Consider the following 13,770-nt stretch of genomic DNA (forward strand, 5'->3'; position numbering starts at 1 on the left):
AAGCATTTCCTTTTTCAGTAGGCAATGAAGGACAGCGGCAGATCGCGGACCTGCACCGGCACGGGGGGCTGGTAGTGACCGTCGCTGGTGAGTTCGTGAAGCAGTTCTTCGCGCAATTGGTGGAAGTCGAAACTGCTGCGCTGGCGCGGATGGGGCAGGGCAATGTCGACCACTTGCTTGATCCGCCCCGGACGCGGCTCCATCACCACCACGCGGTCGGCGAGGAAGATCGCTTCCTCGACATCGTGGGTGACCAGCACTGTGGTGATTTTTGCCCGCGCGCGGATCGCCAGCAGTTCGTCCTGCATCTGCTGGCGGGTCAGTGCGTCGAGAGCACCGAAGGGCTCGTCCAGCAACAGAATCCGTGGGCTGGCCACCAGGCCGCGGGCGATGGCCACGCGCTGCGCCATGCCGCCGGAGAGCTGGTGCGGATAGGCCCGGGCGAAGTCGCCGAGGCCCACCAGCTCGATGAAGTCATGGATACGCCGGTGCTTTTGCGCGGCGCTCAATGGCTCGTTGACCAGGCCCAGGCCGATGTTGTCGGCCACGCTCAGCCACGGGAACAAACGGTGTTCCTGAAAGACGATGCCGCGCTCGCCACCGATGCCGCTGACGGCTTTTCCGTCCACGGTGATTTGCCCGCGAAATTGCGTATCCAGGCCCACCAACAGCCGCAGTAAAGTGGATTTGCCGCAACCGCTGGAGCCGACGATGGCGACGAATTCGCCCTCGGCGATGTCCAGGTTGAATTCGCGAATGGCCTCCAGTTCGAAGCCGTCGACGTCGAAGGTCTTGCCCACGTGATTGAAGCTGACAATCGGTGCGTTCATGCGTGTCTCCAGCGAGTGGCGCGGATTTCCAGGCGTTGGCCAATGAGGTTGAGCAGGGCGCCGGTCAGGCCCACCAGCAGCATGCCGGCCATGATCAGGTCCATGCGCAGCAGTTGCTGGGCGCCGATCATCTGGCTGCCGATGCCGCCGTTGGACGGCATGAAATATTCGGCGCCTATGGTGCCGAGCCAGGCGTAGATCAGGCTCAGCCTGAGCCCTGCGAAAATCCCTGGCGCCGCTCCCGGCAATATCAGCCGGCGCAGACGCTGGGGCAGGTTCAGGCGCAACACCTGCGCGGCCTCGTTGAGTTGTGGCGAGAGATTGGCGACGCTGCGTTGGGTGGCGATGAACAGCGGGAAAAACGCGGCGAGGGCGACGAACACCCACTTGGCCAATTCCCCCAGGCCGAACCACGCGGTGAGCAGCGGCACCCAGGCGAAAATGGCGATCTGGCGGAGGGCGGCGAGGGTCGGGCCGAGCACGCGTTCACTGCTGCGCGACAGTCCCAGCAGCAGGCCCAGGGCAAAGCCGAGCCCGCCACCGAGCAGTAACCCGCCAAGGGTTCGGCCCAGACTCAGGGCCATGCCGCCAATCAGCGTGCCGTCGAGCAGGCCATGCCAGGTGGTGTGCAGGACGGCCAGCGGGCTGACCAGAATGTTCGGGTCAATCCACTGCTGATCCGAGCTCAGTTGCCACAACGCCAGCAGCGCCAGTGGCAGCAGCCACGGTTGCAGCCGTTGCCAGCCTTGATAACGCGGCCCGCGACGGATTTCGGCGGTGGCCGGGTGCGGCCAGTGCACCAGCTTCCTGTCCAGCAGGCCGATGCCGCGGTCCATCGCCACGCCGATCAAGCCGATCACCACAATGCACACGAAGACGATGTCGAGCATGAACAACTGGCGTGCCCAGACCATCAGGTAGCCGATGCCTTCGCTGGACGCGAGCAGTTCGACAGCGAGCAGCGAGGTCCATCCGGCGGCCAGCGCAAGGCGCACACCGGCCATGAAGGCCGGCAGTGCGGCAGGCAGCACAAGACGGCGGATCAACAGGTGCCTGGGCAGGCGCAACACGGCGGCGGCTTCGCGCAGCCTGGGTTGCGCGTCGCGCACGCCGACCAGTGTGTGCAGGGTCACCGGCACCACGATGGCCTTGATCAGCACCACCAGTTTCAGCACTTCACCGATGCCGAAAAACACCATGAACAAGGGAATCCAGGCCAGGGTCGGGACTTGCGCCAACCCGGCGAAGGTGGGAAACACCAGGCGCTCCAGTCGACGGCTGAAACCCAGCGCTGCACCCAAAACAGCACCAGCGCTGATCCCGGCCAGCAGCCCCCAGAACAAACGTTGCAGGCTGATCCACAAATGGCTCCACAGCTCGCCTTGGGACAATTCCACCGCGCTGGTCCAGACCAGCGATGGCGCCGGCAGGATTTGCTCACTCATCCAGTGATTGCGGCTGGCGAGCCACCAGAGTGCAAAAAGGCTGAAGGGCAGCAGCCAGGGCAAGAGCCGCTGGCTCAGTGTCGGCCAATGCCGTCGACCATCAAGCCGGGGTGAGGCCAGCGGCAGGCTCAGAAGGGAAACACGGGCCATGGGTGACCTCCGTTGTCGGGTTGCAATGCAAGCCTGTTTTTTGTGGGAGCGAGCTTGCTCGCGATGAGGGTGTGTCAGGCGACTTATGTGCTGGATGACATACCGCTATCGCGAGCAAGCTCGCTCCCACAGGGGGTTAAGATGTATGCGAAATTGATCTATAAAAATTCAAATCAATGCTATTGAGAGATAAGCGAGACCATTTAAGGCCTCGATCAGCCGCCGCATCCAATGCATTCGAAGAATATTTTCGATGCTGCCAAGGCATACCCGGCGGAGAGGTCCGCCGGTGTTGATATAGATCCATATGATCTAAAAATGTGAATTTATAGTATTTAAATGTTGGTTCTGATTCGGCCTACCTTCGGCTCCTCAACGCCCGTTGCCCCAAGGAGCCGCACCCATGAACCTTCCCTTCAAACGTGTCATCAGCCTGTTCGCCGCACCGGCCCTGGCGGGTCTGCTGGCCTTCACGGCCAACGCCGGTGAGCTCAAGGAAATCCGCATTGCCGTGCCGGACCTGAGTGCCGGTACCCAGCACAGCGGTGGCGGTGTAGTGGATGTGTTGCGCGATCAACAGATCTTCGAAAAGGCCTTTGCCGATCAAGGCATCAAGATTCAGTGGAGCTTCTTCAAGGGCGCAGGCCCGGTGATCAACGAAGCGTTCGCCAACGGTCAGGTGGACCTGGCCTACCTCGGCGACCTGGCAGCGATCATCGGCAAGTCCAATGGTCTGGATACGCGATTGCTCAGCGCCTCGGCGCGCGGGGTCAAGCACTACCTCGGCGTGGTACCGGGTTCGGGGATCAAGACCCTGCAAGACCTCAAGGGCAAACGCGTGGCGATCTTCCGTGGCACGGCCAGCCAGTTGTCCTTCGATGCGGCGCTGGCCAGTCAGGGGTTGAGCGAGAAGGATGTGAAAGTCATCAACCTCGACTTCAACGCGGCGGTGGCGGCGCTGGCGGCGAAGCAGATCGATGCCTCGTGGGGTGGTTCCGGGCTTACCGCATTACAGGCCAAGGGATTGGCCGAGCTGCCTCTGACCACCAAGGACCTTGGCGGCGCCGGTAGTGTGCAGGCCGTGTTGGTGGGGACCGGGAAGTTCGTCGACGAGCACCCCGAGGCGGTCGCCACACTGCTCAAGGCTCAACAGCAAGCGGTGGCGTGGCTGACCCAGGATAGCAACAAGGACGCTTACGTTCAGTTGGTGTCGGGGCTGGCGAGTTACCCACCGGTGATTCTCAGCCAGGATCTGAAGGATCAGAAATTGAGCGAGGTATTCCCTTCGACACTTGATCCGGTGTTCCTTGGCAAATTGCAGGATGCGGTGGACCTGGCGTCGCAGCAGAAGCTGATTCGCAAGCCGTTCAAGGTGACGGATTGGGTGGCGCCGGAGTTGGCTGCGGCAAAACTTTGAATTTTCAGTGAGCTCACTGGCCCCATCGCGAGCAAGCTCGCTCCCACACTGGATTTTTGTCGTACACAAATTTTGTGCCCGATAGAGATCCCCTGTGGGAGCGAGCTTGCTCGCGATAGGGCCATCAAACCGCAACGCTGATCTGCTGCCTGTCCACCGCCACCAACGTCTCGATCATCGCCCGCGCCGCTGGCGACAACCGGAACCCGGTGCGGCTGACAATCCCGCACCGCGCATTCATGCTCTCGATGTTCTGCGGCAAATTACGCCAGTGCAGCAGCACCAGCGAACCCTGGGCAATGTCCTCGATGAACGCCTCTTGCGTGCCCACGCCGATGGCATTCGATTGCAGCACCACCTTCACCAGCGCCGGAAAATGTTCGGTCTCGAGGGTCGGCGAAAAATCTACCCGCCCACTGAGGTTCGCCAGCAGTTTGCGAATGCCTGGCGGGATCTTCGTGGTCGCCAGCGGGTAATCGAACATGTCGTTGGTCGACAGGCTCTCCTTGGCCAGCAGCGGATGTCCGGGGCGGCAGAAAAACACACCGCGCTTGGGCGTCAGCGCCTGGGTCTGGAAGTTCGGGTCGGACTCGAAATGGCGGATGTCGGCGATGAAGAATTCGATCTCCTCACGGCTCAGGGCGCGGCTGAGTTTTTCCCAGTTATCCACCTCGAAACAGGTGCGCACTTTCGGGTGCGCATTGATGAATTGCGCCACCGCATCCGGCACCAGTTTTACCGCCGGCGCCGGGCCACAACCGAAGCGCAGTTCCCCGGCATCGAGCTTGGTCATCTGCGTCACTTCCGAGCTGAGCAGCGCCGCACCCTGCACCAGGCTACGGGCATGTTGCAGCACCACCAGGCCTTCGGGGGTGGGGCGCAAATCCTTGTTGCCACGGTCCACCAGGACGCAGCCGAACTCGTGCTCCAGCCCCTGAATGCTGCGGCTGAAGGCCGGTTGGGTAATGCCCATGGCCTCGGCCGCGCGCACGAAACTGCGGTGTTCGTCGAGGGCGATGAAGTAACGCAACTGGCGAAGATCCATATGCTTTCCCGGCATCCTAAAAATAGCTCGAAGGCATTTGCGACGAGGGTTGACTGAGGTTTTAAATGCAACCTCTTATTCCGTCAACGAAGCATGTTGATATCTATTAGATCTAAATAGAATATAGATAGAGCAGTGTTTCGCGGCCGGTTCAACCGCAAGCAGTCTGATGAGGGTCTACCCATGAGCAATGCCGCTTTCGCAGTACAACCCGCTGTTCACGCGCTTGAAATCCATCCGGTGGCCGGTCGCATTGGTGCCGAAATCCGTGGCGTACAGCTTTCCGGCGAGCTGGATGCCGCCACCGTTGAAGCCATTCAACAGGCGCTGCTGCAATACAAAGTGATCTTCTTCCGCGAGCAGACCCAACTCGACGATCAGCGCCAGGAGGCGTTCGCCCACCTGCTCGGCGAACCGGTGGCGCACCCGACCGTGCCGGTGCGTGAAGGCACGCGTTTTCTGCTGGAACTGGACGGTGCCGAGGGCCAGCGTGCGAGCTCCTGGCACACCGACGTGACCTTCGTCGAGGCCTACCCCAAAGCCTCGATCCTGCGCTCGGTGGTGGCCCCGGCTTTCGGTGGCGACACCCTGTGGGCCAACACCGCCACCGCCTACAACGGGCTGTCGGCGGAGCTGCGTGAGCTGGCCGACAAACTGGTCGCCGTGCACAGCAACGAATACGACTACGCCGGGACCCGGCCGGACGTTTCGGCGGAGAAGCTGGAACGCTATCGCAAGGTCTTCACCTCGACGGTCTACGAGACCGAACACCCGGTGGTGCGCGTGCACCCGATCAGCGGCGAGAAGAGCCTGTTGCTGGGGCATTTCGTCAAACGCATCAAGGGCTATTCCCAGGCCGATTCGGCGCACCTGTTCGGGTTGCTGCAAAGCCATGTGATCCGCCAGGAAAACATCGTGCGCTGGCGCTGGAAGGCCGGTGACGTGGCGATCTGGGACAACCGCTCCACCCAGCATTACGCGGTGGATGACTACGGGACCCAGGACCGGATCGTGCGTCGTGTGACGCTCAAGGGTGAAGTGCCGGTGGGTGTGAACGGGCAGGTTAGCCAGACGGTGAAAGGGCCGGATATCGACGGCGTCTGAGCCGACGCTATCGCGAGCAAGCTCGCTCCCACAGGGGGTCTTCGGTGTTCACAGGATCAGTGTGGGAGCGAGCTTGCTCGCGATGGCGGCCTGGCAAGCAATAAAGCATTTCTTCTGATCGGGAACCCCGCCTTATGAGTCCGTTGCACTTTGCTCAAACCTCCTCACCCCAACGGCTCAAACGCCTGCCCCTGGCTCTGCTACTGGCAGGCAGTGCCAGCTGGACCCAAGGCTATGCGGCCGAAAGCGCCACCCCTGAAACCACCCTGGCAAAAACCGCCACGGCCGACAATACCCAACTGGCAACCGTGACGGTCACGACTCGCCGCCGCGAAGAAAGCTCGCAGGACGTACCAACCCCGATGAGCGTGGTCAGCGGCCAGACCCTGGAAGCCCAGCGGGTCTATCGCATCCAGGATTTGCAGCAACTGGTGCCCAGCGTCAACGTCGCCTACATGCATGCGCGCCAGTCCAGCGTGTCGATTCGTGGCCTGGGCAACAACCCGGCCAGCGACGGCCTGGAAGGCAGTGTCGGCCTGTACCTCGATAACGTATACCTCGGCCGGCCAGGCATGGCTGTATTCGACCTGATGGACATCGAGCAGCTCGAAGTGCTGCGCGGTCCGCAAGGCACCTTGTTCGGCAAGAACACCACCGCCGGCGTGATCAACATCAGCACCCGCGCGCCAACTTTCACCCCGGAACGCAGCATCGAGTCTTCGGTGGGCGAGGATGGCTACTTCCAGACCAAGGGCACGATTTCCGGCCCGTTGAATGACCAGCTCGCCGGGCGCTTTTCTGCGTATCGCACCCGCAGCGACGGCGATATCAAGAATGAGTTCGACGGCCACGATTTGAACGGCGGCTCGCGCGATGGCTTCCGTGGCCAGTTGCTGTTCAAGCCGAACGAATCGTTCAACCTGCGCTGGATCGGCGACTACAACGAAGAAGATTCCAGCGCCGGCACCCGCGTATTGTTCAGCACCGGGCCGACCATCAATGGCACCAACCTTTACCAGACCCGGGCCAATGCCGCAGGCGCGACACTGGTCGACGGCACCCACCGCAAGGTCAACCTGAACAACGACCAGCATGTCACCGTGCATCAGGGCGGCACGTCGGTGGAGGCCAACTGGACGCTGCCGAGCGACTTCACCCTGACGTCCATCAGCGCCTATCGCTGGTGGAATTTTACCCCGCGCAATGATGACGGCCTGAACGCAACCGTCTTCTACAACGCCGGGGTTTCGGTGGAGGACAAGCAGTACTCCCAGGAGTTTCGCCTGGCGTCGCCTACCGGCGGGTTCTTCGATTACGTGCTGGGCGCCTATTACTTCGGCTCCGACCTGGACAACAAATCCTTCACCTTTTACGGGCCGCAAGCGGACATCTGGAGTGGCACGCCCACCGGTGCGCTGAACAACATCGACAGTGTCGGCAACGGTCATATCGAAACCAACAGCTTCGCGCTGTTCGCACAGGGCACCTGGCACCTGACCGAACGCCTGGATTTCACTGCCGGCCTGCGCGGCACCTATGAAGAGAAAAACGCCTGGGTGACCCGCAATGCACCCGCCGGTGGTGCCGCAGTCACCGGTGCGGCGGCCGCGGCACGACGTGCTCGTGCGGGGGCCTACGATTCCGGCGATCTGAACCAGTACAGCTCCAGTCCTTCGGGCCTGTTGAACCTCAGCTACCACCTCACCGACGACCTGCTCACCTACGCCACGTTGTCCCACGGCGAAAAATCCGGTGGGGTCAACCTGGCCGTCGGTATGGCGCCGGTGGCCGGTGCCGACTCGCTGCTGATCGGCACCGAGCGCGCCAACAACGCCGAACTCGGCTTCAAGAGCACCCTGTGGGACCGTCGCCTGCAACTCAACGCCAACCTGTTCTGGACCCAGGTCAACGGCTATCAGACCAACGCCTACGACGACATCAATCGCGTGCAGTACCTGACCAATGCCGGTTCCGTGCGCTCCCGTGGCGTGGAGTTCGAAAGCACCCTGATCCCGCTGCGCGGCCTGACGCTGAACATCAACGGTTCGTACAACGACGTCAGCTACCTCTCCTACAAGGATGCACCGTGCCCGCCGGAAGTCAGCCTGAGGCCGGGTGCTCCAGCCTCCTGCGACCTGACCGGGCATCAAGTGGTCGGCGCCTCGAAATGGATCGGCAATGCCAACGGCGAATACAAGTGGAACCTGAGCAACGGCTTCGAGGAGTACGTCACCGCCAGCTATGCGTTCCGCTCCAAAGCGGTGGGCACAGTGGAAGACTCCGACTTCGGGCAGATCCCGAGTTATGCGGTGGTCAACCTGTCCACCGGTCTGCGCGGCGACTTCAACCAGGGGCAGTGGGACGTTTCGTTGTGGCTGAAAAACGCCTTCGACAAAACCTACTACACGACGCTGTGGACGGCCGCCAATGGTGGTTATGAAGGCCTGCTCGGTACGCCACGCACGCTCGGCGTGACCGGCCGATACGACTTCTGACGGCGAAAAAGCATGCTTCGAATGAATACTTTCAATGCCCGAAAAGCATCGGATTTTTTCCACTGCGCCGGAGCTCTTGAACGACGGGCTCTGGCGGTGGGTTGAGGTTTTTTTATTCGTATTGGTTCTAAATATAAGTTTAAACATTACTTTAAGAGCTAAGCATTCAAGCCAATGATTGCTCTACCGGGACGTCGTCGGGGGATGTTCAGTACGACGTTCCGGTTATCCGCAAAGAGACCGCAGGGAGTTAAACAATGGGCAATGTCCAGATCGCCGCCGGTGCACATGAGGTGCTTTGGCGCCAGGCACCCGGTGGCGAATTGGTCGACCTCGGCCGACCGCACCGGGTGCCCTTGGGGCAGTTGCGTTTGCAGCGAACCCCCAAAGGCGTCCTTCGCCGGCGTGAAGCAATCGTGCTGGGCGTGCTGGCGTTGCTGGTGCATGGTGCGGTGATCTATTGGGTCAATCAGCAACCGACCCCGGTGCTGCCGATCGTGCCGCCAGAAGTCCCGCCCATGACCATCGAGTTCTCGCGTCCGGCGCCTCCGGTGGTCGAGCCGCCGCCACCACAACCTGTGCAACCCGTGATTGAGCCGCCACCGCCTGTGGAGGATGAACTGGCGGTGAAGCCGCCTCCACCGAAGCCGGTTCCCAAGCCCAAACCGGTCGCCAAACCGCTACCGAAACCGGCGCCAAAGGCCGTTGAACAGCCACCCGCGCCAGCGAAGCCGGCAGCACCTGTCGCGGCTCCGGCGCCACCTGCACCACCGGCCCCTGCGCCCGTAACACCGGCCTCCGCCACCGCCGGCTACTTGAAAAACCCGGCGCCGGAATACCCGTCGCTGGCCCAGCGTCGCGGCTGGGAAGGCACGGTGTTGTTGCGCGTGCATGTGTTGGCCAGCGGCAAGCCCGGCGAGATTCAGATCCAGAAAAGCAGTGGTCGCGATGCGCTGGACGACGCCGCGCTGAACGCGGTGAAGCGCTGGAGTTTTGTGCCGGCCAAGCAAGGTGATGTCGCCCAGGATGGCTGGGTCAGCGTGCCCATCGATTTCAAGATTCATTAAACAGAAACCAATTTCGCGCGAAACGTTTACACGAGGAATACATCATGACGTTACTGGCCTCTCCACTTGAATCCATCGAAAGCGCGGTGATCTGGCTGCTGGTGGTTTTTTCCGTCGCGACCTGGGGCCTGGCATTGCTCAAGGGCGTGCAGTTCGGTCGCCTGAAGGCACAGGATCGAAAGTTTCATCAGCAGTTCTGGGCCGCTTCGAGTCTCGACTCGGCGGCCGAACTGAGCGAAACCCGACCTGGTGCGGCAGCCCGGGTGGCGCAGGCCGGTTATGCGGCCATCCAGGTGGGCGAGACGCCACAGGCGGCGGACTTGAGCCAGGCGATCAACCATCAGGATCGTCTGGAGCGAGCCTTGCGCCAGCAGATCGTGCGCGAGCGCCGGTCGCTGGAAACCGGGTTGGCCGTGCTCGCGAGTATTGGCAGCACCTCGCCGTTCATTGGCTTGTTCGGCACGGTGTGGGGAATCATGGAAGCGTTGAAAGGCATCAGCGCGGCAGGCTCGGCAAGCCTTGAAACGGTTGCCGGGCCGATTGGCGCGGCACTGGTCGCCACGGGTGTGGGGATCGCCGTCGCGGTGCCGGCGGTGCTGGTTTACAACTACTTTTTGCGTCGCTTGAAACTGACGGCGGCGGATCTGGATGACTTCGCCCACGACTTCTACAGCCTGGCGCAGAAGAGTTCGTTCCGCGTGCTGATTCACCCGACGGCACACAAGGTGGCAGCCCAGGGCAACGCGCAGAAAGTGAAGGAGGCGTCCTGATATGGCCTTCTCCACGCAAGACACCGATGAGGTGCTCAGCGAGATCAACGTGACGCCGCTGGTGGATGTGATGCTGGTGTTGCTGGTGGTGTTCATCGTCACCGCACCGCTGCTGACCAACGCCATTCCGATCAACCTGCCCAAGACCGAGGCGGTGGCGCCGGTGGAGCAGAAGGACCCGTTGGTGGTGAGCATCGACGGTGCCGGCAAACTGTTCATCAACAAGGACGAGATACAGCCGGACTTGCTGGAGTTCAGTCTCAAGTCGGCGAAGGCCAAGGACCCCGAGGTGCGCGTGCAGTTGCAGGCGGACGATGGGGTGAATTACGGCGAGGTGGCGCGGGCCATGGCATCGATTGAACGGGCAGGGATTACCAAGCTGTCGGTGATCACTGCGCGTTAACAGATTTTCGTTTTCCGGGGCCGTCTCCTTGGCAGGGTGCGGCCCCTTTTTTTGCTTCAACTTTCGCGAACACACTGTTCCCTGTGGGAGCGAGCTTGCTCGCGATGGCGGTGGATCAATCGACATCGATGGTGAATGTCCGGGCCCTATCGCGAGCAAGCTCGCTCCCACAGGTTGCATGTTTAATATTCGATATAGATCTTAATAAATAGCTTCTTATTCCTTAACGAATATAACTCTCCTCCCTATACTCGACCGGGAACAGACACGCAGCAGGAGAGCTCCCCCATGCGCAACGAATCAATTCGCTACCTGATTGTGCCGGGCTGGCAAGGATCGCCAGAAGATCATTGGCAAAGCCACTGGCAGAACAGCCTGCCGAACAGCGCACGGGTGGAGCAGGCCGACTGGCTGACGCCGCGCCGTGAAGACTGGGTCGCGGCGCTGGCCGAGGCGATTGCCGCCGACAGCACGCCGGTCATCCTGATCGCCCACAGCCTGGGTTGCATCACCGTCGCCCATTGGGCGGCCACCGCGCCTGTGCAATTCCTGCGTCAGGTGCGCGGTGCCCTGCTGGTCGCACCGGCGGATGTCGAGCGCCCGGCCTGTGCACCGGCCTTGCGCAACTTCGCGCCGATCCCGACGGACCTGCTGCCGTTCCCCAGCCAGGTCGTCAGCTCCGACAACGACAGCGCCGTCAGTGCGCCGCGAGCCCTGGAGCTGGCGCGCAACTGGGGTGCCGAGGCGGGGATTCTGGCGGGGGCGGGGCATATCAACGTGAAGTCCGGTCACCAGCGTTGGGAGCAGGGTTTTGCCTATCTCTATCGCCTGCAAAACCGCATGGAACACCACGCCCTGCGCCGCGCTTGAACACTTTCTTTATTTAACGCCCCCGTCTCCCGGCGGTTTTGGGCGGGAGTCTGCCATGAGCTTTGAAACCTTCGGTCAGCCACTGCTGACCTTTCCCGACGCCGAAAAAAGTCCCCTGAGCATCCGCGCCAAGGCGCTGGTGTTTGTCGACCCGCGTTCGCGGCAATTACGTGAAGACCTTGAGCAACTGGCCACGCGTTCAGTCTCGGTGCTGATCCGTGGCGAAACCGGCACCGGCAAGGAGTTGCTGGCCCGACATATCCACCGCGCCAGTGATCGCGGCGGGTTGTTCGTATCGGTCAACTGCGGCGCCATCAGCCCGACCTACGCCGACGCCGAGTTGTTCGGTTATGCGGCGGGCAGCTACAGCGGATCGGCGAGCAGTCGTGCCGGCTGGTTCGGTTCGGCCAACGGCGGCACGCTGTACCTGGACGAAATCGGTGACCTGCCGCTGCCGATCCAGATCAAGCTGCTCGCCGCCCTGGAAAACCACGAAGTCACCCGCGTCGGCGCGCAGCAACCGAGCCCGGTGGATGTGCGGCTGGTGGCGGCCACCAGCATCGATCTGGCCCAGGCAGTGGCCGCCGGGAAATTCCATGAGCGGCTCTATCACTACCTCAGCGAAGGCCCGCTCGAACTGCCGGCACTGCGCGAGCGTACGGGGGACATTCTGCCGCTGGCCGAATACTTCCTCGGCATCTACAGCCAGCGCCTCGACCTGCCGGTTCCGCTGATCAGTGAAGCCGCACAGCTTGTACTGGAACGCCACCGATGGCCGGGCAATACCCGGGAGCTGGAAAACGTCATTCACTTTGCGCTGCTGGTGAGTACGGGCGACGAGATTTTGCCGGAGCATTTGAACCTGCCTGATCCGCTGACGCAGATCGACAGTCAGATCAAGCAGATTCTCGCCAATGGATCAGCCGCCGAACAAGCAGCCCTGAAAAGCCTCCTGCAAGACGCCCGGCTTTTGTAGGAGCTGCCGAAGGCTGCGATCTTTTGATCCTCGCAAATTCGGGCCGCCAAAGATCAAGAGCAAAAGATCGCAGCCTGCAGCAGCTCCTACAGGGTTGTATGAACAAAATGGAATATGAAGCTGAATAAACGTTATTGTTCGGGAATAAAAAATCCCGGTATTGTCCGCTTCACGCCAGCGATAGCACTTCACTGGCACTCTCATCTTCAAGCCGTCGCCACAAGCGACTGTGATTTTCGATAAGGACACTGCATGAAAAAGGTTCTGTTGTTCACCGCACTGGCGGCTGCCCTGACCGCGGGCCTGGCCCAGGCTGGCGAAAAACTGGTGGTTGCCGCGACCCCGGTTCCACACGCCGAGATTCTCGAGCTGATCAAGCCAACCCTCGCCAAAGAAGGCGTGGACCTGGAAATCAAAGTCTTCACCGACTACGTTCAGCCGAACGTGCAGGTCGACCAGAAGCGCCTGGACGCCAACTACTTCCAGACCCTGCCGTACCTCAAGAGCTTCAACGAAGGCAAAGGCACTCACCTGGAAACCGTGATCGGTGTGCACGTCGAACCGTTCGGCGGCTACTCGAAGAAAGTCAAAACCCTGGCTGAGCTCAAAGACGGCGCGACCATTGCCATTCCGAACGAAGGCAGCAACAGCGGCCGTGCCCTGATCCTGCTGCAGAAGGCTGGCCTGATCGAGTTGAAAGACCCGAAAAACGCCCTGGCCACCCCGAAAGACATCGCCAAGAACCCGCACAACTTCAAATTCAAGGAGCTTGAGTCGGCCATGCTGCCGCGTGTGCTGGATCAGGTCGACCTGGACATGATCAACACCAACTACGCGCTGGAAGCGGGTCTGAACCCGGCTAAAGACGCGCTGGTGATCGAAGGTGCCGACTCGCCTTACGTGAACTTCCTGGTGGCCCGTCCGGACAACAAGGACAGCGTTGCCATCCAGAAACTGGCCAAGGCCCTGACCAGCCCGGAAGTGAAGGCTTTCATCGAGAAGAAGTACAGCGGCGCGGTATTGCCAGCGTTCTGATTCGCGAAGCAAACCCCTTCAAGGTTTCAAACGCCGACGGCTGATTTAGCGTCGGCGTTTTTTATTGGGCGATGAATGCGCCTTTGTGGCGAGGGAGCTTTTGTGGCGAGGGGGCTTGCCCCCGTTCGAATGCGCAGCATTCGCCCAAGGGAGCGCGGGAGAT

Annotated in this window: 12 protein-coding genes; 9 read left to right on the top strand and 3 right to left on the bottom strand. The window is 61.4% G+C overall.

The window, feature by feature from the left end; genetic code table 11:
* Nucleotides 1-14: 14 nt before the first annotated feature.
* Both AC07YV_RS25305 and AC07YV_RS25310 read right to left on the bottom strand, forming a co-directional pair.
* Entirely contained in the window at nucleotides 15-830 is an 816-nt protein-coding gene (locus AC07YV_RS25305) for an ABC transporter ATP-binding protein (protein WP_007972942.1), read from the bottom strand.
* Entirely contained in the window at nucleotides 827-2,425 is a 1,599-nt protein-coding gene (locus AC07YV_RS25310; RefSeq protein ID WP_102701894.1) for an ABC transporter permease, read from the bottom strand. The genes AC07YV_RS25305 and AC07YV_RS25310 overlap by 4 nt, the downstream gene beginning before the upstream one ends.
* A gap of 403 nt (nucleotides 2,426-2,828) precedes the next feature.
* On the opposite strand from AC07YV_RS25310, the gene AC07YV_RS25315 reads away from it, so the two are divergent.
* Nucleotides 2,829-3,842 (top strand): ABC transporter substrate-binding protein, encoded by a 1,014-nt coding sequence (locus AC07YV_RS25315; protein ID WP_102701893.1) that lies wholly within the window; start codon nucleotides 2,829-2,831, stop codon nucleotides 3,840-3,842.
* Between the two features lie 124 nt (nucleotides 3,843-3,966).
* Here AC07YV_RS25315 and AC07YV_RS25320 read toward each other — a convergent pair whose 3' ends face one another.
* A complete protein-coding gene (locus AC07YV_RS25320) occupies nucleotides 3,967-4,887 on the bottom strand; it encodes a LysR family transcriptional regulator (protein ID WP_102701892.1) in 921 nt (306 codons plus the stop codon).
* 183 nt (nucleotides 4,888-5,070) lie between these two features.
* On the opposite strand from AC07YV_RS25320, the gene AC07YV_RS25325 reads away from it, so the two are divergent.
* The 8 genes from AC07YV_RS25325 to AC07YV_RS25360 all read left to right on the top strand — a co-directional run bounded on the left by AC07YV_RS25325 (nucleotide 5,071) and on the right by AC07YV_RS25360 (nucleotide 13,607).
* Entirely contained in the window at nucleotides 5,071-5,991 is a 921-nt protein-coding gene (locus tag AC07YV_RS25325; protein ID WP_102701891.1) for a TauD/TfdA dioxygenase family protein, read from the top strand.
* Between the two features lie 134 nt (nucleotides 5,992-6,125).
* A complete protein-coding gene (locus tag AC07YV_RS25330; RefSeq protein WP_102701890.1) occupies nucleotides 6,126-8,486 on the top strand; it encodes a TonB-dependent receptor in 2,361 nt (786 codons plus the stop codon).
* Between the two features lie 257 nt (nucleotides 8,487-8,743).
* A complete protein-coding gene (locus tag AC07YV_RS25335; RefSeq protein ID WP_102701889.1) occupies nucleotides 8,744-9,553 on the top strand; it encodes an energy transducer TonB in 810 nt (269 codons plus the stop codon).
* Between the two features lie 44 nt (nucleotides 9,554-9,597).
* Complete coding sequence (locus AC07YV_RS25340) at nucleotides 9,598-10,323, top strand: MotA/TolQ/ExbB proton channel family protein (RefSeq protein WP_007972931.1); 726 nt, start codon at nucleotides 9,598-9,600, stop codon at nucleotides 10,321-10,323.
* A 1-nt stretch (nucleotide 10,324) separates the two neighbouring features.
* Nucleotides 10,325-10,726 (top strand): ExbD/TolR family protein, encoded by a 402-nt coding sequence (locus AC07YV_RS25345; RefSeq protein ID WP_102701888.1) that lies wholly within the window; start codon nucleotides 10,325-10,327, stop codon nucleotides 10,724-10,726.
* A gap of 288 nt (nucleotides 10,727-11,014) precedes the next feature.
* Nucleotides 11,015-11,596, top strand: coding sequence for an alpha/beta hydrolase (locus AC07YV_RS25350; RefSeq protein WP_007972928.1), 582 nt, complete (start codon nucleotides 11,015-11,017; stop codon nucleotides 11,594-11,596).
* Nucleotides 11,597-11,651: 55 nt separating this feature from the next.
* Complete coding sequence (locus AC07YV_RS25355; protein WP_102701887.1) at nucleotides 11,652-12,572, top strand: sigma 54-interacting transcriptional regulator; 921 nt, start codon at nucleotides 11,652-11,654, stop codon at nucleotides 12,570-12,572.
* A 252-nt stretch (nucleotides 12,573-12,824) separates the two neighbouring features.
* Complete coding sequence (locus AC07YV_RS25360; protein WP_007972924.1) at nucleotides 12,825-13,607, top strand: MetQ/NlpA family ABC transporter substrate-binding protein; 783 nt, start codon at nucleotides 12,825-12,827, stop codon at nucleotides 13,605-13,607.
* The last annotated feature ends 163 nt before the right edge of the window (nucleotides 13,608-13,770 follow it).

The sequence above is a fragment of the Pseudomonas sp. GW456-E7 genome (assembly GCF_059424105.1).

Coding starts and splice junctions, on each gene's coding strand:
- AC07YV_RS25305 (WP_007972942.1), bottom strand. CDS start 830: ATGAACGCACCGATTGTCAGCTTCAATCACGTGGGCAAGACCTTCGAC.
- AC07YV_RS25310 (WP_102701894.1), bottom strand. CDS start 2,425: ATGGCCCGTGTTTCCCTTCTGAGCCTGCCGCTGGCCTCACCCCGGCTT.
- AC07YV_RS25315 (WP_102701893.1), top strand. CDS start 2,829: ATGAACCTTCCCTTCAAACGTGTCATCAGCCTGTTCGCCGCACCGGCC.
- AC07YV_RS25320 (WP_102701892.1), bottom strand. CDS start 4,887: ATGGATCTTCGCCAGTTGCGTTACTTCATCGCCCTCGACGAACACCGC.
- AC07YV_RS25325 (WP_102701891.1), top strand. CDS start 5,071: ATGAGCAATGCCGCTTTCGCAGTACAACCCGCTGTTCACGCGCTTGAA.
- AC07YV_RS25330 (WP_102701890.1), top strand. CDS start 6,126: ATGAGTCCGTTGCACTTTGCTCAAACCTCCTCACCCCAACGGCTCAAA.
- AC07YV_RS25335 (WP_102701889.1), top strand. CDS start 8,744: ATGGGCAATGTCCAGATCGCCGCCGGTGCACATGAGGTGCTTTGGCGC.
- AC07YV_RS25340 (WP_007972931.1), top strand. CDS start 9,598: ATGACGTTACTGGCCTCTCCACTTGAATCCATCGAAAGCGCGGTGATC.
- AC07YV_RS25345 (WP_102701888.1), top strand. CDS start 10,325: ATGGCCTTCTCCACGCAAGACACCGATGAGGTGCTCAGCGAGATCAAC.
- AC07YV_RS25350 (WP_007972928.1), top strand. CDS start 11,015: ATGCGCAACGAATCAATTCGCTACCTGATTGTGCCGGGCTGGCAAGGA.
- AC07YV_RS25355 (WP_102701887.1), top strand. CDS start 11,652: ATGAGCTTTGAAACCTTCGGTCAGCCACTGCTGACCTTTCCCGACGCC.
- AC07YV_RS25360 (WP_007972924.1), top strand. CDS start 12,825: ATGAAAAAGGTTCTGTTGTTCACCGCACTGGCGGCTGCCCTGACCGCG.